Origin of the sequence: Nocardiopsis sp. LDBS0036 (assembly GCF_041228755.1) — a bacterium.
GTDB classification, from domain to species: domain Bacteria; phylum Actinomycetota; class Actinomycetes; order Streptosporangiales; family Streptosporangiaceae; genus Nocardiopsis; species Nocardiopsis dassonvillei.
Window position 1 is genome coordinate 3,372,309 of sequence record NZ_CP141103.1, and the last position, 26,260, is coordinate 3,398,568.

The window sequence follows — 26,260 nt, forward strand, 5'->3', positions numbered from 1 at the left end:
CCCGGCGGTCCGCCGAACACGGTCCAACGCCGCGGCCGGAGCACCTGGCCGATCACAGGAAGGGCCGCCAGGGCGCCAGCACGGCCTCGCCGAACTTGGCGTACCAGGGGCGGTCCCGCCACTCCCACTCGGTCAGCTCGCGGGCGTTGGCGAGGTCGTTGGCGAAGACCTCCTCCAGGTGTGCGGCCACGCCCTCGTCGAAGATCTCCACGTTGATCTCGTAGTTGCCCGTCAGGCTCAGCCGGTCCACGTTGGCGGTGCCGATCGTGGACCAGCGGCCGTCCACCGTCGCCGTCTTGGCGTGCACCATGGCGTTGCGGTACAGCCACAGGCGCACGCCGCCGCGCAGCAGCACCGAGTACTGGCTGCGGGAGATCCAGTCCGCGACGACGTGGTTGGACTCCTCCGGTACGAGGATGTTGACGTCCACGCCGCGCTCCACCGCCCCGACCAGGGCGTTCTGGAACTCCCGGTCGGGCATGAAGTAGGCCTGGGTGAACAACACCCGCTCCTTGGCCCGGTCGATGGCCTCCAGGAACATCGCCCGGATGGGATAGATGAGCATCTCGGGCACGTTGCGGTGCACGCGGAAGTGCGCGTCCCAGTCGGGGTCGCCGAAGTTCTCCAGCTCGGGCTGGAGGGACCGCCGGTTCATGTTCCAGAAGTCGCTGAAGGCGTTCTCCAGCTCCCACACCGCCGGGCCGGTCACGCGCATGTGCGTGTCGCGCCAGTCGGTGGCGTAGAGCGAGCCCACGTTGTACCCGCCGACGAAGCCCACCTCGCCGTCGACGGTGAGGATCTTGCGGTGGTCGCGGCCGGACTTGCGGATGTTCAGCAGCAGCACGCCGGGCCGGAGGGCCGGGTACTCCAGCACGTGGACGTTGGGCGGGAAGCGGAAGAAGGACCGGGGCACCACCAGGTTCGCGAAGCCGTCGTAGACGACGTACACCTCGACGCCCCGGTCGGCCGCCTCGATGAGCGCGCGCTTGAACCGCTGGCCCACCCGGTCGTCCTTGATGATGTAGGACTCGAACAGGACGCGGCGCCGGGCCCCCCGGATCGCCGCGATCATGTCCTCGAACAGGTCCTCGCCGTAGGTGTACACGGTCGCCGTGGTCCCGGTGTCGCCCACCGGCAGCTCGGCGGGCGCCGTGCGGGGGAAGAAGGCCCGGCGCGGCCGCACCTTCCTGCGCCAGTGGTTGACCCCCATGAGGGTCGCGGCCACGGCGACCTGCGTGGTCACCAGCCCGACGAGCCCCCACTTGGCCACCGAGGTGATGGTGGAGCGTCGCACAGTCGCCTCCCGGGCAGGGACCTCCGCGGTGCCGGGCCCGACCGCGGACGCCCCTGGTACAAAGTGGACGTCAACCGTATCCCGGGGCACCGGCGGACGGCGGCGCGTCCGCCCCGTGTCTCCCGTGACACAGGACTCTCCTCCTACCCCCGTTCCCGGCGGCGGAACGCCACCAGCTCCGTGGTCGGGCTCTCACTGCGGCCCCGGACCAGGCGCCGCTCCAGCGGGTAGAGCGCCGCGCCCGCGAGCCACCCGGTCGGCGCGGTGAGGGTGGCCGCGCGCAGGGCCCCGCCCCACGCCTTGCGCCAGGGCGCGGGGGCGTCCACCTGGGCGTTCATCAGCATGAGCATGGGCACCCGGCGGACCAGGTCGAACCCGGTCCGGTCCGCGGTGTCGGTGATCCACTCCAGGGTGCGGTTGACCTGGTGTTCGCCGCGCTGCTCGGGGCGGCGCAGGCAGTTCTCGGAGATGACGAGGAGACCGCCGGGGCGCAGCACCCGGGAGAACTCGCCGAGGGCCCGGGTGTAGCGCTCGTCGTCGGTGATGTGGAAGAGCACGTCCATGCAGGACAGCGCGTCGAAGGAGTCGTCGTCGAAGGCGTCGAGGTCGGCGGCGTCCTGGCGGACGAACCTGTGGTCGGGGAACCTGCCGCGCAGGCGCTGCACGGCGGCGTCGGTCATGTCGCACCCGGTGACGTCGCCGACGCCCATCCGCTCCCACAGGCGCACGTAGAAGCCGGTGCCGCTGCCCACGTCGAGGACGCTGGCGCCGGACCGGCCGGGGGTCAGCCGTGCGGCCTCGCGCAGGAACACCTCCTCGCGCACCTTGTACATCCACGTGTTGAAGGGGCGGCCCAGGGCCCGGTAGCCGACGCCGCTCTCGGTCCAGTCGCCTTCGAGACGGCGTTCCCAGAAGTCTCGCAGTTCGCTGTGCGTAGCCATGGGACCACTGTCACACCGCGCCCGCGGGAAGTCCCGCCGAAGCGCCGCAACGGCCCCGGAGAGCCGCGTGCTCCCGGTTTTCGGACAACCCCCTGCCCCCGAGGCGAAGGGCCGGATCTCGCGACCCCGCCCGGCCGCAGGACGCGGTGCGTCCCGGACAGGGCGCGGTACCGGTCGGGGATGGCGCGCAGGGCGAGCGCGCACGGGACGGTGACGAACTCCCCGTCGCCGAAGGGCGGGTCCTGCGGGGCGCCGGACGTCCTGGAGTGCCCGACCACGAGGGCGGTGCTGGAGGAGGCCTCGGTGTCGGAGTGCGCTGCTATGCATGGCCGCACACACCCTCCGAACCTCCGGGAGACCCCTTGACCTTCCACGACCACCTGACCGAGTTCGCCGGAATACCCGTCCTGGACTACGCGGAGGCCCGTCGCCTGGAACGGCAGGGGGAGACCGTCCCGCCCGGCGCCCGGTCCCCGCTGCGGGACGGCCTGGCCGATCCCGGATCGGTGGCCTGGCGGTTGGACCGGTACGGGGACGACCTCCCGGAGGACCCCCGGGAGTACCTGGAGGGGTTCCTGGAGTTCGTCGGCGACCCGGCCGCGGTCCGCGCCCTCGTCGTCGGCGGCCTGGTGACCGGTTTCGAGGTGGAGTCCTCCGACGCCGTCCGCGACGCCCTCGCGGAGGCCGCCCCGCGCCTGCCCGGCCTGCGCGACCTCTTCTACGCGGACCTGACCTTCGAGGAGTGCGAGGCGTCGTGGATCCGGCACGGGGACCTGTCCCCGCTGGTGAACGCCTTTCCCGGGCTGACCGGGTTCGCCGCGCGCGGCACCATGGACCTGGGCCTGGAGGCGCTGGAGCACGACGGGCTGCGCCGCCTCACCCTCCAGGGCGGGGGACTGCCCGCGCGGCTCACCCGGGAGGTCGTCTCCGCACGGCTCCCCGCCCTGGAGCACCTGGAGCTGTGGCTGGGAGTGGACGACTACCACGGCGACACCACGGCGCTGGACCTCGCCCCCGTCCTGTCCGGCGGGACCTTCCCCGCGCTGCGCTCGCTGGGCCTGCGCAACGCCGAGCACACCGGCGCGTGGGTGCGCGCGCTCGCCGAGGCCCCCGTCACCTCCCGCCTGCACACCCTGGACCTGTCCCTGGGCACCCTGCGCGACGAGGACGTCCCGCACCTGCTGGAGTCGCCCGTGTTCCGCGGCCTCAGGCGTCTGGACCTGCACCACCACTACCTGTCCGAGGACGCGGAGAAGGAGGTCCGCGCGCTGTTCACCCGGGCCGGGGTGGAGACCGACCTGTCGGACGGGCAGGTGCCGGAGGTCGACTCCTATGACGGGGAGACCGTGCTCCACTACTACACGGCCGTGTCGGAGTAGTCCCGGGAACCGCCGGGGCCCGGACGCGGACGGCCCGGGCTGTCGGGGCCCACTGGTAGGTATGGACGCAACACCCCGTCGCACCCCCTGGGAGATCCCGTGGCCTTCGACGCCCACCTGACCGAGTTCGCCGGACTGCCCGTCGTGGAGTACCGCTCCTCAGAGGGGTGGACCCGGGAGGCCGAGAAGGAGCGCGAGAGGGCGAAGTGGCGGGGCGGGAGCTTCACCGACCCCGGCCCGTACCCGCCCCCGGCGCTGGCCTCGGCCCTGGCCGACCCCGGGTCGGTGGCCTGGCGCCTCAGCGACGACGAGGAGCCCCTGGACGACTACCGGCGGTTCATCGCGCAGGTGGACCAGGACCGGGTCTCCGCCGTCGTGCTCGGGGACATGCGGGAGACCTTCTCCGTGCAGTGTCCCGACCCCCTCAAGCGCGCCCTCCTGGAGGTGGCGCCGGACCTGACCGGGCTGCGCTCCCTCTTCTACTGCGACGTGACCTTCGAGCAGATCGAGGTCTCGTGGATCGAGCTGGGCGACATGGCCCCGGTCCTGGCCGCCCTCCCCCGGCTGACCGAGTTCGGGGTTCGCGGCACGGGCGAGATGAGCCTGCACGTGCCCCGGCACGACTCACTGCGCCGCCTCACCCTCCAGGGCGGCGGACTGCCCGCGAAGCTCACCCGCGAGGTCGTCTCGTCCGGACTGCCGAACCTGGAGCACCTGGAGCTGTGGCTGGGCGTGGAGGACTACGGGGGCGACACGACCCCGGAGGACCTCGCCCCGGTCCTGTCCGGGGAGGCCTTCCCCGCACTGCGCTCGCTGGGCCTGCGCAACGCCGAGCACACCGACGACTGGGTTCCGGTCCTCGCCGCGGCATCCGTCACCTCCCGCCTGCACACCCTGGACCTGTCCCTGGGCACCCTCACCGACAAGGGCGCTCGTGCCCTGGTCGAGGCCGCGCCCGCCTTCGCGCACCTGAAGCGGCTCGACCTGCACCACCACTACCTGTCCGAGGAGATGAGCGAGCACGTCCGGGCCGCCTTCGCCGGGACAGGGGTGGACGTGGACCTGTCCGACCGCGAGGTCGGCAGTGACTGGGAGGACGAGGACTTCGACTACGACTCGGCCTGCTACTACACGGCCGTCGCCGAGTAGGGCCCGCGCCGTCCGTCCTGTCACTCCGGGCTGCTAGATATGTTCCTGCCCGAAACCCCGAGGTAGGAGCCCCCTGTGCCGAACAGCCACCACATCACCGAGTTCGCGGGCCTGCCCGTGGTCGAGTTCCCCGCGGTCGAGACCGAGGAGGGCGGCATCTACTCCGAGGACCCGCCCCAGTCCCCCGAGGCGCTGACCGCGGCGGTCGCCGACCCCGGCTCGGTGGCGTGGCGGCTGCGCGTCTCGTCGGTCTACCCGGCCGAGGACTTCCGGGACTACTTCGCCCGCTTCCTCGCGGCCGTGGACACCGGCCGGGTCCGGGCCCTGATCGTCGGCGGCTGGGGCGACTTCGAGGAGGAGCCGCCCTCGACCGTCCCGCGCGACGCGCTCATCGCCGACGCCGACGCGTTCCCCGAACTGCGGGCGCTGTTCTTCGGCGAGATCCTCCAGGAGGAGTACGAGATCTCCTGGATCCACCAGACCGACCTGGCGCCCCTGGTGGCGGCGTTCCCCCTGCTGGAGGAACTGACCGTGCGCGGCACCGGCGACCCCTACCTGGGCGACGGCAAGCTGGAGCTGGCCCTGGCCGAGCACACCGGCCTGCGGACCCTGGTCCTGCAGACCGGCGGCCTGCCCGGCCAGGTCTCGCGCGAGATCGCCGCCTCGCCGCTGCCCTCCCTGGAGAACCTCGAACTGTGGCTGGGCGTGGAGAACTACCGGGGTGACACCACCCCGGACGACCTGGCGCGGGTGCTCTCCGGCGAGGCCTTCCCCGAACTGCGCTACCTGGGCCTGCGCAACGCCGAGGGCGTGGACGAGTGGATCCCCGTCCTGGCCAAGGCCCCCGTCCTGGCCTCCCTGGACGTCCTGGACCTGTCCCTGGGCATCCTCACCGACAAGGGCGGACAGGCCCTGGTGGAGTCCGCGTCCGCGTTCGCGGGGCTGCGCCGCCTGGACCTGCACCACCACTACCTGTCCGAGGGCGTGCAGGCGCGGATCCGCGCCGCCCTGCCGGGGGTGGAGGTGGACCTGTCCGAGCACCGGGAGCCGTACACCCACGGGGGCGGCGAGCCGTACTACTACACCGCGGTCGCGGAGTGACCCCGGGACGGCCTCTGGTCGTCGTCGGGGTCCCCGGCCACCGGCGCCTGGAACTGTTCGCCGCCGCGGCCGGGGCCCTCGGCCTGCCCGGACCGGTGGTCGTGCCGTGGCGCGATCTGGCCGCCGGGCCGGTGGAGCTGCCGCGTGACGCCCTGGTCCGGGTGGACTCCCCCGGCGGCGACGCCGAGACCGAGCGCCTGCTGCGGGGCTGGGAGCACACCCCCGACCTGTACCGGGCCGAGGGCACCGGCGACCAGCACGCCGGGTTCCGGGCCGCGCTGGACCGGCTCGCCGAGGCGGTGCGCGCCACGCCGGGCGCGGCCCTGCTCCAGGAGCCCGCCGACCTGGTGGACATGTGCGACAAGCGGCGCTGCCACGCCCGCCTGGCGGCGGCCGGGGTGCCGGTGCCGCCCGCCCTGCCCGGACCGGTCACCGGCTACGCGTCGCTGCGCGCGGCGATGGAGGCCCACCGCTGGCCGAGGGTGTTCGTCAAGCCCGCGCACGGTTCCTCGGCCTCCGGCGTGGTGGCGCTGGCCACCGCCTCGGGCGGACGGGTCCGCGCGGTCACCTCGGCCGACCTGGTCCGGGGCGCCGACGGCTCCGTGGAGCTGTACAACAGCCTGCGGCTGCGCACCTACACCCGCGAGGAGGACGTCGCGGCGGTGGTGGACGCCCTGGCCCCCGACCACCTGCACGTGGAGCGGTGGGTGCCCAAGGCGGGGTTCGCGGGCAGGGCCGTGGACCTGCGCGTGGTGGTGGTCGCGGGCCGGGCCGCCCACGTCGTGGTGCGCTCCTCGTCCTCGCCCATGACCAACCTGCACCTGGGCAACGCCCGGGGCGACCTGGCGGCCCTGCGGGAGTCGGTGGGCCCCCACGCCTGGGAGCAGGCGATGGCCACGGCCGAGGCCGCCGCCGCGTGCTTCCCGCGCACCCTGTACGCCGGGGTGGACCTGCTGGCCTCCCCGGGGTGGCGGGAGTTCGCCGTGTGCGAGGTCAACGCCTTCGGCGACCTGCTCCCCGGCGTCCTGCACGAGGGCCGCGACACCTACGCCGAGCAGCTGCACGCCCTGACCACCGGCCGTTTCCCCGTCCCCGAACCCGAGAGCGTATGAACAGCACCGCACCCGACATGAACGCCGTGGTGGGCACGCACGACATCCTGCTGCTCACCCTGGACACCCTCCGCCACGACGTGGCCGCCGAGCTGGCCGAGGCGGGACGCACCCCGAACCTGGCCCGGCTGCTGCCGGACGGGCGGTGGGAGCGCAGGCACGCGCCCGCGAGCTTCACCTACGCCTCCCACCTGGCGATGCTCGCCGGGTTCCTGCCCACCCCCGCCTCCCCCGGGCCGCACCCGCGCCTGTTCGCCGCCGCGTTCCCCGGCAGCGTGTCCACCGCGCCCGGAACCTGGACCTTCGAGGCGCCCGACCTGGCCTCGGGGCTGGCCCGGGCCGGGTACCACACGGCCTGCGTGGGGGGCACGGGCTTCTTCAACCGGCGGTCGGCGGTGGGCTCGGTCATCCCGGACATGTTCGCCGAGAGCCACTGGGAGGAGTCCTTCGGCGTGACCGACCCCCGCTCCTTCGAGAACCAGGTGGCGTGCGCGGCCCGGATCGCCGGGGAGCGCCCCGCGGACCAGCCGCTGTTCCTGCTGCTCAACGTGTCGGCGCTGCACCAGCCCAACTGGTTCCACCTGCCCGGCGCCGTCCGGGAGGACGGCGACACCCGGGAGAGCCACGCCGCGGCCCTGGAGTACGTGGACCGGCACCTGCCACCGCTGCTGGCCGCGATGTCGGCCCGCCGCCCCTGCTTCGCGATCGTGTGCTCCGACCACGGCACCGCCTACGGGGAGGACGGCTACACCGGCCACCGGATCGGCCACGAGACCGTGTGGACGGTCCCCTACGCCCACGCGTTCCTGCCCCGGGGACGCACCGCTCCCGCCGACGCACAGGAGGCGACCGCGTGACCACCACCCTGACCCCGCGCCCCGAACCGGTGCGCGCCGACTCCCCCTACCAGTCCTACGTCTACGCCTACCCGCACAAGAGCGCCTACCGGCCCTTCACCGAGCGCCCCGCACTCGCCGACCTGTGGCGCGGCGAGGACGTCGGCGCGCTGTCGCTGTACGCGCACATCCCGTTCTGCGAGATGCGCTGCGGGTTCTGCAACCTGTTCACCCGCTCCACTCCCCCGGCCGAGCAGGTCACCGCCTACCTGGACGCGCTGGAGCGCCAGGCGGAGGCGGTGGCCGGGGCGCTGCCGGAGGGCGCCGCCTTCGCCCGGGCCGCCCTGGGCGGCGGCACCCCCACCTACCTGACCGCCGAGGAGCTCACCCGGGTCTACGACCTCACCGAGAGCGCCTTCGGGGTGGACCTGTCGGCGATCCCGGTGTCGGTGGAGACCTCTCCGGCCACGGCCACGCCCGACCGGCTGGCGGTGCTCGACGCGCGCGGCGCCACCCGGATCAGCATGGGCGTGCAGAGCTTCCTGGACGCCGAGGCGCACGCGGCCGGGCGTCCGCAGAAGCGCGCCGAGGTGGACCGGGCGCTGGCCGCGATCCGCGAGCACGCCTCGGCCGACCTCAACCTCGACCTCATCTACGGCATCGACCGCCAGGACGCCCGCACCTGGGCCTACTCCCTGGACACGGCGCTGGAGTGGGAGCCCGAGGAGGTCTACCTGTACCCGCTGTACGTGCGCCCGCTCACCGGGCTGGGCCGCCGCGCCCGCGCGTGGGACGACCACCGGCTGGGCCTGTACCGGCAGGGCCGCGACCACCTGCGCGAACGCGGCTACGAGCAGGTGTCCATGCGCATGTTCCGGCGGGCGGACGCCCCGAAGACGCAGGCCCCGGACCACTCCTGCCAGACCGACGGCATGGTGGGGCTGGGCTGCGGGGCGCGGTCCTACACCTCCGCCGCGCACTACTCCTTCGACTACGCCGTGGGCGTGGGGCAGGTGCGGTCGATCATCGCCGACTACACGAGCCGCCGCCAAGCGGACTTCGGACGGGCCGAGGTGGGGTTCCGCATGGACGAAGGCGAGCGGCGCCGCCGCCACCTGCTCCAGTCGCTGCTGCTCGCGGAGGGGATGGACACCGCCGCCTACGCCGACCGGTTCGGCTCCCGCCCCGAGGAGGACTTCGCCGCGACCCTGGCGGTGCTCGACGGGCGCGGCTGGCTGGAGCGGGACGGCGCGCCGGACCTGCTGCGGCTGACCCCGGAGGGGCTCGCGCACTCCGACGCGGTGGGGCCGATGTTCTTCTCCGCCGGGGTGGCGGCCCTGATGGCCGACTACGAGGCCCGGTGAGCGCGGTGACCCCTTCCTCCTCGTCCCCGGCCCGGGCCTCCGCGCTCCCGCCGCACCTGACCCTGCTCTACCGCGGCCCGCTGGCCAGCTGCGACTACGACTGCCCGTACTGCCCCTTCGCCAAGCGGCGCGACAACCCCGAGACGCTGCGCGCCGACCGCGCCGCGCTGGAGCGCTTCACCGGCTGGGTGTCCGCGCTGGAGGCGGAACACCCCGGCACCCGGATCTCGGTGCTGTTCACCCCGTGGGGCGAGGGGCTGGTGCGGTCCTGGTACCGGACCGCGATCATCCGTCTCAGCCACCTGCAGCACGTGGAACGGGTGGCCATCCAGACCAACCTGAGCGGCCGCCTGGGCTGGCTGGCCGACTGCGACACCGGCACCGCCGCGCTGTGGACCACCTACCACCCCGGTCAGGTGACCCATGAGCGCTTCCTGGCCAAGGCGCGCGAGCTGGACGGGATGGGGGTGCGGTTCAGCGTCGGCGTGGTCGGCGAACCGGAGCACCTCGAAGCGGCCCGGCGGATGCGCGCCGAACTGCCCGAGCGGGTGTACCTGTGGGTGAACGCCGCCGAGGGGCGCACCTACACCGACGCCGAGGCCGAGCTGTGGCAGGCCCTGGACCCCCACTTCCACTACAGCCGCAACCCCCACCCCAGCCGGGGTCTGCCCTGCCGTACCGGTGACACTGTGCTGTCCGTGAACGGCGACGGCGACGTGCGCCGGTGCCACTTCGTGGACACGCCGATGGGCAACCTCTACGACGGCTCGTTCGCCGCCGGGCTCGGCCCCCGCGCGTGCCCGCTGACCAGCTGCGACTGCCACATCGGCTACGTCCACCTGGAGTCCCTGGACCTGTACGACGTGTTCCGGGGCGGGGTGGTGGAACGGGTCCCGGCGGCCTTCGGCTCCCTGCTCCCGCTCGTGTGAGACGGGTCAAAACCGCTTCGCAACGTCACCGGGAACAGACATAATGCCCACCATGGTCTTTCCCCGGGTTATCGCGACCGATCTCGACGGCACACTCCTGGACGCGGGGGGCCTGGTCTCCGAACGCAACCGGCTGGCGCTGGTCGCCGCCGCGGAGGCGGGCGTCAGGGTGGTGGTCTCCACCGCGCGACCGCCGCGGACCACGCAGCACATCGCCGAGCAGCTCCCCTGCGCCGCCGTGCTCTGCGGCAACGGCTCGCTGGCCCACGTGCCCGGCGACGAACCGCTGGTACGCGCCATCTCCCCGGAGACCGCCCGTTCGGTGGTCGAGAAGGTCAACGCGGAGCTGCCCGGGATCGGCTACGGCATCGAGACCGGCACCGACTTCTTCCACGACGCCGACTACCACCTGGAGCCGTGGCTGTCCGGCGAGTGGGTGCGCGAGGTGCTGGAGGACACCGAGACCCTGTTGAGGCGGGCCACCCCGATCACCAAGATGCTCGTGCGCTCCCGCGACATGCGGGTGGAGGAGCTGCACGAGACGGTCGCGGCGGCGGTCGGGTCGCTGGCGGAGGTGACCTTCTCGGGCAGCTACAGCCTGCTGGAGCTGAGCGCGCCGGGCGTGAACAAGGGCAGCACCCTCGCGATGGTCTGCGAGCGGTGGGGGGTGGCCGCCGAGGAGGTGGTGGCCTTCGGCGACATGCCCAACGACCTGGCCGCGCTGTCCTGGGCGGGCGGGGGTTACGCCATGGCCAGCGGGCACCCGGACCTGCTCGATCCGGCGCTGGGGCTGCGGGTGGCCCCGTCCGCCAACGAGGACGGTGTGGGCCGGGTGGTCGAGCAGCTCCTGGCAGAGCGCTGAAAAAACGCCTGGACCCCCGCCGGGTCCGCCTCCTAGGGTCGCCTCACACGTACCCGGAGGAGGGCCCGCCGTTGCCGCACCCCACCCAGATCGTCTCGTCCCTGGCCGACCCCGACCGCCTGGAGCTCTACGCCCGGGTGGTCGGCGCGGGAGCCGGCGGGCTGCCCGCCGAGGAGGTCCGCGCGCGGGGGTCGCGGGGGCGCCGGGACATGTCCCGGCTCGTGGAAGCGGGGCTGGTGCGCGAGGAAGGCGACCGCCTGGTGTGCGTGCCGGAGGTGTTCTCCGCCGCCCTGGAGGAGCACCGGCCGGTGCGCCGGGACCCGGTGGACGCGCTGTTCCACGAGGGGCGGCTGAGCGCGCTGCCCGCCAGGCGCGAGCTGCGCGCGCGGGTGTTCGCGCGGATCACCGACCGGTTCTTCGCCCCCGGGGCGACCTACACCGAGAAGCAGGTGAACGCCGCCCTGCGGTCCTGCTGCGACGACCACTCGGCCATGCGCCGCCACCTCGTGGACGAGGGCTACCTGACCCGCGACGACGACGGCAGCGCGTACCGGGTCGTGGAGGCCTGAGCCGCCGCGGGTGAGGGGATGGGCGCGGGGCGGCTCAGCCCTCCACGCCGTCCACCTGCTCGTGGTAGGTACGGCGGGTGCGCTCGGTGTGCTCGCTCATCAGCCGCAGCGCCGCGTCCGCGTCACGGCCCTCGATGACGTCGACGAGGGCGGAGTGCTCGTCCCAGGAGGCGGCGCCGCGGACGCGGGCGACCGGGGCGTAGTACCAGCGCACCCGCCGGTCGACCTGCGCGGCCAGCTCGGCGAGCACCCGGTTGCCCGAGGCCTCGGTGACGGTGCGGTGGAAGTCGGCGTTGGCCTGGACGACCGCGTCGGTGTCGGCGCGGTCGGTGGCCGCGCGCCCGGCGGCGACCAGGTCGCGCATCGTCCCGATCTGCTCGGTCGAGGCGTTCTGCGCGGCCAGGCGGGCCGACTCCGTCTCCAGCAGGGCGCGCACGGCCAGGAGCTGGTCGGCCTCGCTCTCGGTGGGCGTGTGCACGAACGCCCCGTACCCGGGCCGCAGGTCCACCCACCCCTCGTTGCTGAGCCGCTGCATCGCCTCGCGGACCGGCTGGCGCGAGACGCCGAGGGTCTGGGCCAGCTCGGTCTCCACCAGGTGCTGACCGGGTGAGAGCGACCGGTTGGTGATCAGGTCGAGGATGGCCTCGTACACGGCTTCACGCAGCGGCACGGGGCGCTGGACCCGTCCCGCGACGGCGTTCAACCCCTGTGGGGACATAGGGCGGCTCCATCCGGATGCGTGGGCTTTGTAGACAGTGTACAAAAGGCGGCGGCCACGTGTGCCCTCACGGCAGCTCCACGAGTTCGACGCGCCCCGTCCGGCGGCCGGGCGGCACGACCGCGAGGGCGTCGGCGACGGCGGCGGCGCGCAGGTCGGCCGAGCCGGTGCCGGGCAGTTCCACCGCCAGGTCGCGGCTGACGCGCACCGGCACCAGGCGGGTGTCGGTCGGGTGCGGCCGGGTCGGCCCGATGAGCCGGACCCGTCGGCCGAGGTGGGCGGGGTCGCGCCGGTCCGCGCGACCGGCGAGCACCGGGACGAGCAGGGTGAGCGCGGCGGCCAGCGCGGCGCCGGGGTTGCCCGGCAGTCCCACGACCACGGTTCCCGAGGGCAGCACGGCCAGCACCTGCGGGTGCCCCGGGCGGCAGGCCACCCCGTCGACGACCATCCGCGCGCCGAGCGCGGTGAGCACCGGGCGCAGGTGGTCGGCGGGCCCGGCCGAGGAGGAGCCGCAGACCGCGACGACCTCGGAGGGCCCGGACGCCTCCAGGGCGCGGGCCGTGTCCCGGCCCCGGTCGGCGACCGCCAGCGGGGGCAGGCAGCGCCCTCCGGCCCAGGCGACCAGGCCGGGGAGCAGCGGGCCGATCGCGTCGCGCACGGTGCCCGGGCGCGGTCTCCCCTCGCGCACGACCTCGTCCCCGGTGACCAGGACGCGCACCGCGGGGCGGACCACGGGCAGCGTGTCCAGGCCCAGGCTCGCGGCCAGCCCCAGGAGGGCGGGGGTGACGGGGCTGCCCCGGCGCGCGGCCAGCGCCCCGGCGGGGGTGGTCTCGCCCTTGCGGCGGATGTGCCTGCCGGCCTCGGCCGCGCCGCGCACGCGCCCGGAGGAGGCCGCCGCCCGCTCCCAGGGGAGGACGGCGGTGGTGCCCTCCGGCACGACGGCGCCCGTGGCGACCTCCACCGCCTCCCCCGGGTTCAGGCGGACGACGGGCCCCCGCCGCCCGGCGAGCGAGCGGCCGAGGACGGTCCAGGGGCCCTCACCGGCCACCGCGTACCCGTCCATGGCCGCGCTGTCCAGCACCGGGACGTCGACCGCCGAGACGAGGTCGGCGCCGAGGGTGGCACCGAGGGCGCCGTCGAGCGGCTCCTCGGCCATGGGCTGTCCACCCTCGGCGCCGGTCGCCCACGCCAGCTCCCGCGCCCTGGTCCAGGGCAGCGGTGCGCGCGGGCGGCTTTTTCCGGGAAGAAGCGGAGAAGTTTCCGGGGCAACCGGGTCGGGCATTCCTTCTCTCCCTGTCGTCGGGTGAAGAACGCTGCCCCGAAGCATACTGTATACAGTATTTTATGGAAAGGAGTCCTCATGCGAATCGCCGTACTCGGCGCCGGAGCGATCGGCGCCTACGCGGGAGCCGCGCTGCACAGGGGCGGGGCCGACGTGCACCTCATCGCGCGCGGCGAGCACCTGCGGGCCCTGCGCGAGCGGGGAGTCCGGGTCCTCAGCCCGCGCGGGGACTTCGACGCGCACCCCCACGCGACCGACGACCCCACCGAGGTCGGGCCCGCGGACGCCGTCATCCTCGGCCTGAAGGCCCAGCACTACGCGGCCTGCGGCCCGCTGCTGCGCCCCCTGATGGGCCCCTCCACCATGGTCGTCGCCGCCCAGAACGGCATCCCCTGGTGGTACTTCCACGGGATCGAGGGGCCCCTGGCCGGGCACCGGATCGAGAGCGTGGACCCCGGCGGCGCGGTCAGCCGGACGATCCCGGTCGAGCGCGCCGTGGGCTGCGTGGTCTACGCGGCCACCGAGATCGCCGGACCCGGCGTGATCCGGCACATCGAGGGGACCCGGTTCTCCATCGGCGAGCCGGACCGCTCCTCCTCCCGGCGCTGCCGCGACCTCCAGGCCGCGATGGAGGCGGGCGGGCTCAAGTGTCCGATCGAGCGGGACCTGCGCGAGGACATCTGGGTGAAGCTGATGGGCAACATCGTCTTCAACCCGCTGAGCGCGCTGAGCCGCTCCACCATGGTGCAGATCTGCCGCAACCGCCCGACCAGGGAACTGGCCCGCACCATGATGGCCGAGACCCTGGACGTGGCCGCGCGGCTGGGCGTGCGCCCCGCCGTCTCCATCGACCGGCGCCTGGCAGGGGCCGAGCGCGCCGGCGACCACCGCACCTCGACCCTGCACGACCTGGAACGCGGCCGCCCCATGGAACTGGACGTCATCCTGTCCGCCGTGGTGGAGCTGGCCGACCTGACCGGCGCCCCCGCCCCCGCTCTCCGGGCGGTGGACGCCGTCGCGGGACTGCTCAACGCCCGGATGCTCGACGCGCCCGCCCCCGCGCCCGCGGCACCCTCCGTCGCCGCCTAGCGCGCCAGCGCACCCTTGACCCTTGCCCACACCGTCTCAATACTGTATGCAGTATCCGCACAATATCGCCGCCCGGCGGCCCGGACGAATCCGGCCACGAACACCATGCGAGGCCACATGCGATCCGACGAACCCTCCGCACCCCTCACCCGACTCACCCGACCCCTCGTCCGTGACGGCGGCGAGCTGCGCCCGGCCTCCTGGGAGGAGGCCCTGGACCGCGCGGCCGCCGGGTTCCGGCGCGGGGTGGCCGAGCACGGCCCCAACTCCTTCGGCATGCTCTCCTGCGCCCGCGCCACCAACGAGATGAACTTCATGGCGCAGAAGTTCACCCGCGTCGTCGTCGGCACCAACAACGTCGACTCGTGCAACCGCACCTGCCACGCGCCCAGCGTCGCGGGACTGGCCGCGGCCTTCGGCTCGGGCGGGGGCACCTCCTCCTACACCGAGATCGAGGACACCGACCTCATCGTGATCTGGGGCGGCAACCCGCGCTTCGCCCACCCGATCTTCTTCCAGCACGTGCTCAAGGCCGTGCGGCGCGGGGCGCGCCTGTTCGTCGTGGACCCCCGGCGCACCCCCACCGCCGAGTGGGCCGACCGCTGGCTGGGCCTGAACGTGGGCACCGACATCCCCCTGGCGCACGCCATCGGCCGCGAGATCCTGCACGCCGGGCTGGCCAACGACACCTTCGTCCAGCGCGCCACCACCGGTCTGGAGGAGTACCGGGCGCTGGTCGAACCGTGGACGCTGGCCGCCGCCGAGGCCGAGACCGGCGTGCCCGCCGAGGCCATCCGCGAGCTGGCGCACGCCTACGCCCGCGCCGAGCGCGCCCAGATGTGCTGGACGCTGGGCATCACCGAGCACCACAACGCCACCGACAACGTCCGTTCGCTGATCAACCTGTCCCTGCTCACCGGGCACGTGGGGCGGTACGGCTCCGGGCTCAACCCGCTGCGCGGCCAGAACAACGTGCAGGGCGGCGGCGACATGGGCGCAATCCCCGACCGGCTGGTCGGGTTCCAGGACATCCTGGACGCCCGGGTGCGCGCGCCCTTCGAGGCCGCCTGGGGACGCGAGATCCAGCCCGTCAAGGGCCTGAACCTGACCCAGATGTTCGAGGCGATGGACGAGCGCGAGCTCAGGACGCTCTACGTGATCGGGGAGAACCCCGTCCAGTCCGAGCCCGAGACGCACAAGACCACCCGACGCCTGCGCGGCCTGGACCACCTGGTCGTGCAGGACATCTTCCTGACCCGCACCGCCGAACTGGCCGACGTGGTGCTCCCGGCCAGCGCGTCCTGGTGCGAGTCCGACGGCACCTTCACCAACAGCGAGCGCCGCGTGCAGCTGGTGCGCAGGGCGCTGGACCCGCCGGAGGGCGCCCGCGACGACATCGAGATCATGTGCGACCTGGCCACCCGGCTGGGCCACGACTGGACGCGGCCCTCGGCCGAGGAGATCTGGGACGAGGTCCGCTCGCTCTCCCCCATGCACCGGGGCATGAGCTACGCGCGCCTGGCCGAGCTGCACGGCATCCAGTGGCCGTGCTACTCCGAGGACACCGTGGAGCCGAGCTACCTGCACGCGCGGCTGTGGTCGGAGGACCCCGCCGAGCGCGGCGAACCCGCGCCGTTCGGGATCGTGGGCCACTCGCCGCCGGTGGACCTGCTGGACGAGGACTTCCCCTTCCGCCTGACCACCGGCCGACGGCTGGACGACTACAACACCGGCGTGCAGACCAGCGGGTTCTCCTCGCCGCTGCGCCGGGGCGAGCTGCTGGACCTGTCCCCCGAGGACGCGGCCAAGCTCGGCGTCGCCGACGGGGAGACGGTCCGGGTCACCTCCCGGCGGGGCTCGGTGCTGGTCCCGGTCTCGGTCACCGAGGCCATGCGGCCCGGCCTGGTGTTCATGACCTTCCACTTCCCCGACCAGGTGGACACCCAGCTGCTGACCATCGACGCCACGGACCCCATCGCGGGGACCGCGGAGTACAAGGCCGCCGCCGTGCGGATCGAACGGGTGGAGCGCTCCGCCCGCCAGACCGCCGCCGCGGGCTGAGGGAGGGAAAGAGGGAGGGCCGTGCCGTCGCCCCAGCCCCCTGCGGCGGCGGCACGGCCCGTCATGCCAGGTCAGCGCCCTGCGATCGCGACCCGAACGCTCGGACGCATCCTTACGCGATCTTACCGCTTACAGGGGTTGTCAACCCGAACACCGCCATCATACTGTTCTCTGTATACAGAATCCTGTGATCTGGATTACACTCGATATGAGGTGACCACGGCGTGGACCTGCGATTCCTGGACGAGACGCCCACCACCGCCGAACGCGAGGCCGTCGAGAGCGTACTCGGGCCGCCCGAGTCCGGCTGGGACGGCGGCACCCGCCAGGACGCCGACCTGCGCTACGCGCGGGGCGGCCACTCCGCCCGCGACCGGCGCGACCTCCTCCTCCCGGCCCTGCACGCGGTGAACGACCGCGTGGGCTGGATCAGCCGCCCCGCCCTCGACCACATCTGCCGCAGGCTGACCGTCCCCCCGGCGGAGGCCTACGCCGTCGCCTCCTTCTACGCGATGTTCGCCCTGCGCCGCAGGCCCCGCCGGGTCGTGCACCTGTGCACCGACATCGCCTGCGCGGCCGCGGGTTCGGACCGGATGCGCGCCCGGCTGACCGAGCGACTCGGCCCGCCCGGCGGCCACGACGGGGAGGCCGCCTGGCACGAGAGCCCGTGCCTGGGCATGTGCGAGCGCGCCCCCGCGGCCCTGGCCCTGGAGGCGGGCGCCCCCGCCCGGTACGCCGTCGCCGCCCCCGCCACGCCCGAGGCGCTGGACGCCATGGCCGCGCGGGACCTGCCCGAGAACGGGGCGCCGAAGACCAACGGCCACCGGCCCTCCACCACCTTCGGCGCGGACCCGCTGCCCGGGACCGCGCCCGAGCCCGACCCCGCGGCGGCCGTGCCCGACGCGGGCTCCCCCGACCACGTGCTGCTGCGCCGGATCGGCACCGTCGATCCCCTGAGCCTGGACGACTACCGCGCCGCGGGCGGGTACGCCGCGCTGCGCCGGGCGCTGCGCCTGGGCCCCGCCGGTGTCATCCGGGAGGTCTCCGACTCCGGCCTCGTCGGCCGGGGCGGGGCCGCCTTCCCGACCGGGCGCAAGTGGCAGGCCACGGCCCAGCAGCCGGACGGCCCGCACTACCTGGTGTGCAACGCCGACGAGAGCGAGCCCGGCACCTTCAAGGACCGGGTCCTGATGGAGGGCGACCCGTTCTCCGTCGTCGAGGCGATGACCATCGCGGGGTACGCCGTGGGCGCGCGGACCGGCTACCTCTACATCCGGGGTGAGTACCCCCGGGCGCTGCGCCACCTGGAGAACGCCGTCGCCCTGGCCCGCGGGCGGGGCCTGCTCGGCCCGGACATCCTGGGCTCGGGTTTCGCCTTCGACATCGAGATCCGGCGCGGCGCGGGCGCCTACATCTGCGGCGAGGAGACCGCGATCTTCGGCTCCATCGAGGGGCAGCGGGGCGAGCCGCGCAGCAAGCCGCCCTTCCCCGTGGAGAAGGGGCTGTTCGGCAAGCCCACCGCCGTGAACAACGTCGAGACGCTGGTCAACGTGCTGCCCGTCCTGCTGATGGGCGGCCCGGCCTACGCGGCCGTGGGCACCGGCCAGTCCACCGGCCCCAAGCTGTTCTGCCTGTCGGGCGGCGTGCGCCGCCCGGGACTGTACGAACTGCCCTTCGGCGCCACCCTGCGCGACCTGATCGAGGCGGCCGGGGGGATGCCCGAGGGGCGCACCATCCAGGCGGTCCTGCTCGGCGGCGCGGCCGGGACCTTCGTGCGCGGGGACGAGCTGGACATCCCGCTGACCTTCGAGGGGGCCCGCGCGGCGGGCACGTCCCTGGGCTCGGGGGTGGTGCTGGTCCTGGACGACACCGCCGACCTGGTCGCGACGCTGGTCCGGGTGGCGGCCTTCTTCCGCGACGAGTCCTGCGGCCAGTGCGTGCCCTGCCGGGTGGGCACCGTGCGCCAGGAGGAGTCGCTGCTGCGGATCAGGGCCGGGGGCGACGCCGCCGCCGAGGTGCCCCTGCTGCGCGAGGTCGGCCTGGCGATGCGCGACGCCTCGATCTGCGGCCTGGGACAGACCGCGTGGAACGCCGTGGAGTCGGCCATCGACCGGCTCGGCCTGTTCGACGCGACCGACGACACCCACCAGAGCACCGGCCCGGGCACCCGGGCGGCTACCGAGGAGGCCCGATGACCGTCCCCGTACTCCTGGCCCCGCCCAAGCGGCTGATCGACGCGACCATCGACGGGCGCACCGTGCGCGTTCCCGAGGGCACCACCATCCTGGAGGCCTGCGCCGGGGAGGGGACCGAGATCCCCACCCTGTGCTACGGCGACACCCTCACCCCCCGCAACGCCTGCCGGGTGTGCGTGGTGGAGGTGGAGGGCGCGCGCACGCTCGCCCCCGCCTGCTCGCGCAAGCTGGAGCCCGGCATGAGCGTGGCCACGGACTCCGAGCGGGTGCGGCACAGCCGCAAGATGGTCCTGGAGCTGCTCGGCTCCTCCGTGGACCTGTCCACCACGCCCAAGGTGGACGGGTGGATGGAGCGCTACGAGGCCGAGCCCGGGCGGTTCGGCCCGCGCGCCGAGGCCGCGGCGCTGGGCGTGCGCGACGCCCGCCACGCGGGCGACCACGAGCCCGGCGACGGCGCGGTCGCGGAGACGGTCGAGCAGCCCGCCAAGGTGGACAACGACCTGTACGTGCGCGACTACTCCAAGTGCATCATGTGCTACAAGTGCGTGGACGCCTGCGGCGACCAGTGGCAGAACACCTTCGCCATCGGGGTGGCCGGGCGCGGCTTCGACGCCCGCGTCTCCACCGAGCACGACGTCACGCTGCCCGACTCCGCCTGCGTGTACTGCGGGAACTGCATCGAGGTGTGCCCCACCGGCGCCCTGTCCTTCCGTACCGAGTTCGACATGCGCGAGGCGGGCACCTGGGACGAGGAGGCGCAGACCGAGACCACCACGGTGTGCACCTACTGCGGGGTCGGCTGCAACGTTACGCTGCACGTGCAGGAGAACGAGATCGTCAAGGTCACCTCGCCGCACGACAACCCGGTGACCCACGGGAACCTGTGCATCAAGGGCCGGTTCGGCTTCCAGCACGTACAGCGGCGCGGCGGCGGCTGACCCCCCGTGGGCCCGCTCGGGAGCGGGCCCACCTCCGGAGATGAGAAACCGGACGAAATCAGATAGAACCGGGACAGAGGTACACCGGAAGGCGGTGGAACGGATGGGACGGGTCACGGTCCGGGAGAAGGTGCTCCGGATCAGGGACGGGTCCGCGACCGAGCGCGTGGACACGCTGGTCGTCGAGGAGCCCCTGGAGATCAGGCTGGACGGGGACCCGCTGAGCGTCACCATGCGCACCCCCGGCAACGACTTCGACCTGGCCGCGGGGTTCCTGGTGAGCGAGGGCGTGGTCTCCCGGGGCGAGGAGGTCACCGCGATCCGCTACTGCGCCGGGGCCACCGAGGACGGCTCGAACACCTACAACGTGCTCGACGTGTCCCTGGCCCCGGGGGTCCCCCGCCCCGACACCTCCCTGGAGCGCAACTTCTACACCTCCTCCTCGTGCGGCCTGTGCGGCAAGGCGAGCCTGGACGCCGTGCGCACCCAGGCCGTGTGGCAGGTGGACGGGGACGGGCTGCGCGTCGAGGCCGAGACCCTGACCTCGCTGCCCGACCGGCTGCGCGAGGCCCAGCGGGTGTTCGAGCGCACCGGAGCCCTGCACGCCGCCGGCCTGTTCACCGCCGACGGCGAACTGCTGGCCCTGCGCGAGGACGTGGGCCGCCACAACGCGGTGGACAAGCTGGTCGGCTGGGCCCTGCGCTCGGACCGGCTCCCGCTGCGCGAGACGGTGCTGATGGTCTCGGGGCGGGCCTCCTTCGAGCTGGTCCAGAAGGCGTGGATGGCCGGCATCCCCATGATGGCCGCCGTCTCCGCGCCCTCGTCCCTGGCCGTCGACCTCGCCGCCGAGGCGGGCATCACCCTGGTCGGCTTCCTCCGGGGAACCTCCATGAACGTCTACGCCGGACGGCACCGGATCCTCCTGAAGAAGGCGCACACCGCGCCTTCGGCGGCCACGGGAGGCGTCCGCGGTCCGGGTCGGTAGACGCGGGAGCGGCCGGTGCGCTCCAGCCCCCTGCACCGACCGCTCCCGACATCCGGTCCTCCCGGGGGAGGACCCGCCCAGGCTTCCCCGGAGGCCCTCCCGCTCCCGGGGAGGGCCGCTTCGCGGTGTCGGCTCCGGGGGCGCCCGGTTCCGGACGCCCCCGGAGGAGCTGCCTAGACGCGCCCCTCGGGGCGCAGGGTGTAGTGCGGGAAGTTGCCGGGCAGGCGCTCGGCCGCCGGTCCCCTCGTGACCGCGTGGACCAGCAGCTCGCCGCCGACGAAGGCGCCCCGCCAGGAGTCGCCCCAGCCGCCGAACAGCTCCTCGCGGTCCCCGCGCGAGCGCGGCCGGTTGACGCCGACCTTGAAGGCCCGCACCCCGGCGGCCAGGCGCGCGGCCGTGTCGGTGTCGTCGCACGAGACCGTGGCGACCAGGGCGCCGTTGCTGGCGTTCATGGCGGCCAGCAGTTCGGCCTCGGTGTCCACCAGCACGATCGAGTCGACCGGGCCGAAGGGCTCGGCGTGGAAGAGCGGCGAGGAGCGCGGCGGCTCCAGGAGGGCCACGGGGGCCACGTAGGCGTCGGTGTTCTGGCCCGGCAGCAGGAGGGCGTCCTCCAGCCCGCCGCGGTACAGCGGCACGGCCCCGCCCGCGACGGCCTCGGCCACCCGGTCGGTCAGCTCCTTGGCCTTGGCCGCGTTGATCACCGGGCCGAAGTCCAGCTCGGGCGGGTCGTCGGCGGCCGACTCCACGGCCAGGGGGTGGCCGAAGCGCACGGACCGGACGGCCGCGAGGTAGGCGTCGAGGAAGGCGTCGAAGCGGGAGCGCTGCACGACGAACCGGGGGTAGGCGGTGCAGCGCTGCTTGGCGTAGTCGAAGGTCCTGCGGATCTGCCCGGAGAGGGTCTCCCAGTCCCCGAACTCCCACACGCCCCAGCAGTTGAGCCCCTCCTGTTCCAGGACGTGCGGCCGCCCCAGGTCGGCGAGGTCGGCCGCCACACGGCCGCCGGTGTCCCGGCCGCCCACGAAGGACACGCAGCCGATCTCGGGCCCGCGCACCAGCGCCGGGGAGAGGTCGCTGCCGCCTCCGCTGACCAGCGTGAACGGCAGGCCCTCGCGGACCGCCAAGGCCACGGCCAGGGTCAGGCAGACCAGCCCGCCGTCGGTGGGGGTCTTGGCGATCACGCCGTTGCCCGCCAGCGCCTGGACGCACATCGCGTGCGCCAGCACGCTCATCGGGTAGTTCCAGCTCGCGATGTTGCTGACCGGGCCGTCCAGGGGCAGGCGGCCCTCCAGCATGGGCTCGACGCCGTCGAGGTACCACTCGACCCCCGAGATCGCCCGGTCCACGTCCTGGCGGGCCAGCCGCCAGGGCTTGCCGATCTCCCAGACCAGGGCCAGGGCGAGGGTGTCGCGGTGCCGCTCCCAGGACCGGACCGCGGCGCGCACCCGCTCCCGGCGCTCGGCCAGGGGCAGCGCGCTCCAGCGGCGGTGATCCTCGGCCGCCCCGGCGACCGCGCGGGCCGCGGTGGCGCCGTCGAGCATGGGCGGGCCCGCGATCTCCGAGCCGTCCACGGGCGAGTACGCGGTCCGGGGCTCGCCGTCGGCGCGCCACCGGCCGCCCCAGTGGTTGTGCGTCCGGTCGGGGCCGAAGGCCTCCGGTGCCTCCTCGCGGCAGCGGGTGTACAGGGTCGCCCAGTCGGTGCCGGGCTTGAGCATCGCCGTCATCGCGCCGTGGGCGCCGCCTCGGAGAGGGCGCCCGCCTCCTCTCCGAGGGGAGTCCCGGCCAGGACGGCGCGCACCATCCGGGCCGCTTCGCTGGGAGTGGTGCCGACCTTGACGCCGACGGCCTCCAGCGCTTCCTTCTTGGCCGCGGCGGTGCCCGAGGAACCCGAGACGATCGCGCCCGCGTGCCCCATCGTCTTGCCCTCCGGAGCGGTGAAGCCCGCCACGTACCCCACCACGGGCTTGGTCACGTTGTCGCGGATGAACTCCGCCGCCCGCTCCTCGGCGTCACCGCCGATCTCACCGATCATCACGATCACGTCGGTGTCCGGGTCGGCCTCGAAGGCCGCCAGGGCGTCGATGTGCGTGGTGCCGATGATCGGGTCCCCGCCGATGCCCACCGCCGAGGAGAAACCGATGTCGCGCAGCTCGTACATCATCTGGTAGGTCAGCGTCCCGGACTTGGACACCAGCCCGATCCGGCCCGGCTTGGTGATGTCGGACGGGATGATGCCCGCGTTGGACTGGCCCGGCGTGATCAGCCCGGGGCAGTTGGGGCCGATGATGCGGGTCTTGTTGCCCTTGGCCTGGGCGTGGGCCCAGAACGCGGCGGTGTCGTGCACCGGGATGCCCTCGGTGATGACCACGGCCAGCCCGATCCCGGCGTCGATGGCCTCGAAGACCGCCTCGCGCGAGAACTTGGGCGGCACGAAGATGACGGTGACGTCGGCGCCGGTGGCGGCCATGCCCTCGGCCACCGATCCGAAGACGGGCACCTCGGTGCCGTCGAAGTCGACCTTCTGGCCGGCCTTGCGGGGGTTGACCCCGCCCACGATGGTGGTGCCCGAGGCGAGCATGCGCCGGGTGTGCTTGGTGCCCTCAGAGCCCGTCATGCCCTGCACCAGGACTCTGCTGTCGCTGTTCACGAAGATGGCCATGTGTGTTCGTCACTCCCGTCGAGGGTGTCCGGCCGCTGTCAGTTGGCGGCCGCGAGCTCGGCGGCCCGGGCGGCGGCGCCGTCCATGGTGTCCACCTGCTGCACGGCCGGGTGGGCCCGCTTGGTGAGGATCTCGCGGCCCAGCTCGGCGTTGTTGCCGTCCAGGCGCACGACCAGCGGCTTGCCGAGCTGGTCGAAGCCCTCGTCGCCGCTGCGGCCCTCCAGCATGTCCAGGGCCCGGACGATGCCTTCGGCCACCGCGTCGCAGGCGGTGATGCCGCCGAAGACGTTGACCAGGACGCTCCTGACCGAGGGGTCGCCCAGGACGATCTCCAGGCCGTTGGCCATGACCTCGGCCGAGGCCCCGCCGCCGATGTCCAGGAAGTTGGCCGGTCGCACCCCGCCGTGCGCCCCGCCCGCGTGGGCGACCACGTCCAGGGTGGACATGACCAGACCCGCGCCGTTGCCGATGACGCCGACCTCGCCGTCGAGCCTGACGTAGTTCAGGCCCCTGGCCCTGGCCATGCGCTCGCGCTCGTCGGTGTCGGCGCCGTCGGCGAACGGGGTCCGCTCGGGGTGGCGGAAGGCGGCGTTGCCGTCCAGGGTGACCTTGCCGTCCAGGGCGATGATCCGCCCGTCGGCCGTGCGGACCAGGGGGTTGACCTCGACGAGGGTGGCGTCCTCCCCGACGGCGACCTGCCAGAGCCGGGTGACCACCTGGGCCGCGCAGTCGCGCACCTCCTCGGGCAGCCCGGCCGCGCGGCAGATCGCGAGGGCGGCCCCGTGGTCCACGCCCCCGGGGCCGACCGGGGTGCGCACGACCGACTCGGGCCGGGTCCGGGCGACCTCCTCGATGTCCATGCCGCCCTCGGCGGAGCAGATCGAGAGGAAGGTGCGGTTCGCGCGGTCCAGCAGGAAGGAGAAGTAGTACTCCTCCGCGATGTCGGAGGCCTCCTCGATGAGGACGCGGCGGACGGTGTGGCCCTTGATGTCCATGCCGAGGATCTGCTCGGCCCTGGCCCCGGCGTCCTCGGGGCCCTCGGCGACCTTGACGCCGCCGGCCTTGCCGCGACCACCGGTCTTGACCTGCGCCTTGACCACCACCCGGTGGCCGATCCGTCCGGCCGCCAGCCGGGCCTGTTCGGGGGTGTCCGCGATCTCGCCCTCGACGAGGGGGACGCCGTACTCCCCGAAGAGCTGTTTGGCCTCGTACTCGTACAGATCCACCGGGCCTCCTCACGTGCGTGGTTCTCGGTCACCTCCAGTGTTACGCCATACTGTATGCAGTATGCAATAGCCCCTCGGGCAGAAATGTGTTCCCGGTCACCCCTTTCCAGATCGGCGCGCTCTTTGCATACTGCATACAAGGAGGTGTCGTCATGCGCAGCCGCCGCCCGGCCCCCGATTCGTCCCCCTCCACCCCCTCCTCCGCGCTCCCCCTCCCGGAGGAGGTGCGCGACTGGCGCGGCAGGAGCTACACGGTGGGCCCCTCGGCCCGCGCGCTCACCGGCCGGTCCCGCCGCGCGATCCTGCTCCGCGCGCTGACCGCCGCGGCGGCGGTCGGCGGACTCCAGTTCGGCTACGGCGCCGCGGTCCCCTCGCTGGTGGCCGCGCACGGCTGGTCCCCCGCCCAGGCGCTGGTCCCCTTCCTGGCGTGGACCCTGGTGCAGGGCGCCTGCGCACCGGCGCTGCACCGGCTCCGGGCGCGGGGAGCGGTGCGGGCCGGACCGGCCGTCCAGGCGGGCGCGCTGCTGTGCGCCGCCGCCCTGGTCTCACTCGGCGTCCTCCCGTCGCTCCCCGCCGCCGTCCTGGGCTACGGCCTCCTGGGCGGCCTGGGCGCGGGGCTGGTCTACCACTCCTGTACACACCTGGTGGACGGCTGGTTCCCGGACCGGCGCACCGTGCGCTCGGGCGCCGTGGGCGGCGCCTTCGCCCTGGGCTGGGTGCCCCTCCTGCCCGCCGTCGCGGTCGGGGTCTCCCCCTCCGCCCTGCCCGTCGCCTGCGGGGCGCTCGCCCTGCTGGTCGCGGTCCTGGGGCTGGTGGGCGGGGCGGGGCAGCGCCCGGCCCCGCCCCGGTGGTGGCCGCCCGGCTCCGACCCGCGCGCGAGCGCGCTGCTGGCGGGCGCCGACCCGCCGTGGGCCCGCGACCTCACCCCGGCCCAGGCGTGGTCCTCCGGCCGCTCCCTGCCGCTCCTTCACGCGGTGGTCGCGCTGTCCGGGGCGAGCGCGCTGTCCACCCTCGCCGCGCTGCCCGTCCTCCTGGCGGACGGCGGCCACCCGGGCTCGGCGGCCGCCCCGGCCGTGACGGCCTTCGCCGCGGGCAGCGGCCTGGGACGGCTGGCCGCGGGCACCGCGGCCGAGCGGGCCGGCCGCAGGCGCACCCTCACCGCGCTACTGGGGGCGGGGGCGCTCGCCCAGGCGGGACTGGCCGCCACCGTCCCGGCCGGGCAGAGCGCCGCGCTGGTGCTCCTCGCGCTGACGGCGGGCGCGTGCACCGGTTCGTGCTACCCGCTGACCCGGGCGATCACCGAGGGCCACTTCGGGCCGCGTTGGACGGCCGACATCCACGGCCTGGTCTACAGCTCCAAGGCGGTCGGCGGCCTGCTCGGCGTCGGCGGGACCGCGCTGTTCCTGGCCCTGGCGCCGACCTCCGCGTGGCCCGCGGGCCTGGCCGCGTCCGGCGTGCTCTGCGGCGCGGCGGCCGTTCTGTCGGCCCTGCTCAGGCGCCCGCTTCCGATCCGGACCACACCCGCCCCACACGGGGTCTGGACAGCGACGCGGCACCGTGCTCCAATGTGATGC

Annotated in this window: 22 protein-coding genes; 15 read left to right on the forward strand and 7 right to left on the reverse strand. The window is 74.0% G+C overall.

What is annotated here, in order from left to right; all coding sequences use genetic code 11:
* Window positions 1-52: 52 nt before the first annotated feature.
* Window positions 53-1,294, reverse strand: a complete 1,242-nt coding sequence (locus UIS43_RS14170; protein ID WP_013155099.1) for a phosphatidylserine/phosphatidylglycerophosphate/cardiolipin synthase family protein — start codon at window positions 1,292-1,294, stop codon at window positions 53-55.
* Window positions 1,295-1,437: 143 nt separating this feature from the next.
* On the reverse strand, window positions 1,438-2,235 hold the full coding sequence (locus UIS43_RS14175; RefSeq protein ID WP_358456018.1) for a class I SAM-dependent methyltransferase: 798 nt from the start codon (window positions 2,233-2,235) through the stop codon (window positions 1,438-1,440).
* Between the two features lie 362 nt (window positions 2,236-2,597).
* Between UIS43_RS14175 and UIS43_RS14180 the strand changes: the two genes are divergently transcribed.
* The 9 genes from UIS43_RS14180 (at window position 2,598) to UIS43_RS14220 (ending at window position 11,536) form a co-directional block, all read left to right on the forward strand.
* Complete coding sequence (locus UIS43_RS14180) at window positions 2,598-3,614, forward strand: STM4015 family protein (RefSeq protein ID WP_370010277.1); 1,017 nt, start codon at window positions 2,598-2,600, stop codon at window positions 3,612-3,614.
* 99 nt (window positions 3,615-3,713) lie between these two features.
* Window positions 3,714-4,763: an STM4015 family protein gene (locus tag UIS43_RS14185; RefSeq protein ID WP_071622781.1), complete on the forward strand. Its 1,050-nt coding sequence runs from the start codon at window positions 3,714-3,716 to the stop codon at window positions 4,761-4,763.
* Window positions 4,764-4,838: 75 nt separating this feature from the next.
* Window positions 4,839-5,864: an STM4015 family protein gene (locus UIS43_RS14190; RefSeq protein ID WP_013155104.1), complete on the forward strand. Its 1,026-nt coding sequence runs from the start codon at window positions 4,839-4,841 to the stop codon at window positions 5,862-5,864.
* Window positions 5,861-6,976: an STM4014 family protein gene (locus UIS43_RS14195; RefSeq protein WP_013155105.1), complete on the forward strand. Its 1,116-nt coding sequence runs from the start codon at window positions 5,861-5,863 to the stop codon at window positions 6,974-6,976. The genes UIS43_RS14190 and UIS43_RS14195 overlap by 4 nt, the downstream gene beginning before the upstream one ends.
* A complete protein-coding gene (locus tag UIS43_RS14200; protein WP_013155106.1) occupies window positions 6,973-7,833 on the forward strand; it encodes an STM4013/SEN3800 family hydrolase in 861 nt (286 codons plus the stop codon). Before UIS43_RS14195 ends, UIS43_RS14200 begins: the two co-directional genes overlap by 4 nt.
* A complete protein-coding gene (locus UIS43_RS14205; RefSeq protein ID WP_013155107.1) occupies window positions 7,830-9,176 on the forward strand; it encodes an STM4012 family radical SAM protein in 1,347 nt (448 codons plus the stop codon). Before UIS43_RS14200 ends, UIS43_RS14205 begins: the two co-directional genes overlap by 4 nt.
* On the forward strand, window positions 9,173-10,105 hold the full coding sequence (locus UIS43_RS14210; RefSeq protein ID WP_370010282.1) for an STM4011 family radical SAM protein: 933 nt from the start codon (window positions 9,173-9,175) through the stop codon (window positions 10,103-10,105). The genes UIS43_RS14205 and UIS43_RS14210 overlap by 4 nt, the downstream gene beginning before the upstream one ends.
* A gap of 43 nt (window positions 10,106-10,148) precedes the next feature.
* Complete coding sequence (locus UIS43_RS14215) at window positions 10,149-10,967, forward strand: HAD family hydrolase (protein WP_013155109.1); 819 nt, start codon at window positions 10,149-10,151, stop codon at window positions 10,965-10,967.
* A gap of 71 nt (window positions 10,968-11,038) precedes the next feature.
* Window positions 11,039-11,536 (forward strand): DUF2087 domain-containing protein, encoded by a 498-nt coding sequence (locus tag UIS43_RS14220; protein ID WP_013155110.1) that lies wholly within the window; start codon window positions 11,039-11,041, stop codon window positions 11,534-11,536.
* Window positions 11,537-11,570: 34 nt separating this feature from the next.
* Here UIS43_RS14220 and UIS43_RS14225 read toward each other — a convergent pair whose 3' ends face one another.
* Complete coding sequence (locus UIS43_RS14225) at window positions 11,571-12,254, reverse strand: GntR family transcriptional regulator (RefSeq protein WP_013155111.1); 684 nt, start codon at window positions 12,252-12,254, stop codon at window positions 11,571-11,573.
* 67 nt (window positions 12,255-12,321) lie between these two features.
* A complete protein-coding gene (locus UIS43_RS14230; protein WP_071622784.1) occupies window positions 12,322-13,410 on the reverse strand; it encodes a molybdopterin-binding protein in 1,089 nt (362 codons plus the stop codon).
* Window positions 13,411-13,614: 204 nt separating this feature from the next.
* Between UIS43_RS14230 and UIS43_RS14235 the strand changes: the two genes are divergently transcribed.
* The 5 genes from UIS43_RS14235 to fdhD all read left to right on the forward strand — a co-directional run bounded on the left by UIS43_RS14235 (window position 13,615) and on the right by fdhD (window position 20,804).
* Window positions 13,615-14,625, forward strand: coding sequence for a 2-dehydropantoate 2-reductase (locus tag UIS43_RS14235; protein WP_370010287.1), 1,011 nt, complete (start codon window positions 13,615-13,617; stop codon window positions 14,623-14,625).
* A gap of 117 nt (window positions 14,626-14,742) precedes the next feature.
* On the forward strand, window positions 14,743-16,686 hold the full coding sequence (locus tag UIS43_RS14240; RefSeq protein ID WP_013155114.1) for a molybdopterin oxidoreductase family protein: 1,944 nt from the start codon (window positions 14,743-14,745) through the stop codon (window positions 16,684-16,686).
* Window positions 16,687-16,910: 224 nt separating this feature from the next.
* Window positions 16,911-18,881 (forward strand): NAD(P)H-dependent oxidoreductase subunit E, encoded by a 1,971-nt coding sequence (locus UIS43_RS14245; protein ID WP_013155115.1) that lies wholly within the window; start codon window positions 16,911-16,913, stop codon window positions 18,879-18,881.
* Window positions 18,878-19,819 carry a 2Fe-2S iron-sulfur cluster-binding protein gene (locus UIS43_RS14250; protein WP_013155116.1) on the forward strand — a complete coding sequence of 314 codons (942 nt, stop codon included), beginning with the start codon at window positions 18,878-18,880 and terminating at the stop codon, window positions 19,817-19,819. The genes UIS43_RS14245 and UIS43_RS14250 overlap by 4 nt, the downstream gene beginning before the upstream one ends.
* Before the next feature lie 103 nt (window positions 19,820-19,922).
* Entirely contained in the window at window positions 19,923-20,804 is an 882-nt protein-coding gene (gene fdhD / locus UIS43_RS14255) for a formate dehydrogenase accessory sulfurtransferase FdhD (RefSeq protein WP_013155117.1), read from the forward strand.
* A 173-nt stretch (window positions 20,805-20,977) separates the two neighbouring features.
* On the opposite strand, the gene UIS43_RS14260 is transcribed toward fdhD, so the two are convergent.
* The 3 genes from UIS43_RS14260 to sucC are packed head-to-tail and all read right to left on the reverse strand — an operon-like array spanning window position 20,978 to window position 24,686.
* Window positions 20,978-22,525 (reverse strand): aldehyde dehydrogenase family protein, encoded by a 1,548-nt coding sequence (locus tag UIS43_RS14260; RefSeq protein ID WP_071622785.1) that lies wholly within the window; start codon window positions 22,523-22,525, stop codon window positions 20,978-20,980.
* Window positions 22,522-23,460: a succinate--CoA ligase subunit alpha gene (gene sucD, locus UIS43_RS14265; RefSeq protein WP_013155118.1), complete on the reverse strand. Its 939-nt coding sequence runs from the start codon at window positions 23,458-23,460 to the stop codon at window positions 22,522-22,524. The genes UIS43_RS14260 and sucD overlap by 4 nt, the downstream gene beginning before the upstream one ends.
* A gap of 38 nt (window positions 23,461-23,498) precedes the next feature.
* Window positions 23,499-24,686, reverse strand: a complete 1,188-nt coding sequence (gene sucC / locus UIS43_RS14270; RefSeq protein WP_071622786.1) for an ADP-forming succinate--CoA ligase subunit beta — start codon at window positions 24,684-24,686, stop codon at window positions 23,499-23,501.
* A 152-nt stretch (window positions 24,687-24,838) separates the two neighbouring features.
* Between sucC and UIS43_RS14275 the strand changes: the two genes are divergently transcribed.
* The gene (locus UIS43_RS14275; RefSeq protein WP_370010292.1) at window positions 24,839-26,257 is read left to right on the forward strand and encodes an MFS transporter; all 1,419 of its coding nucleotides are present in this window, start codon (window positions 24,839-24,841) and stop codon (window positions 26,255-26,257) included.
* Window positions 26,258-26,260 lie beyond the last annotated feature (3 nt).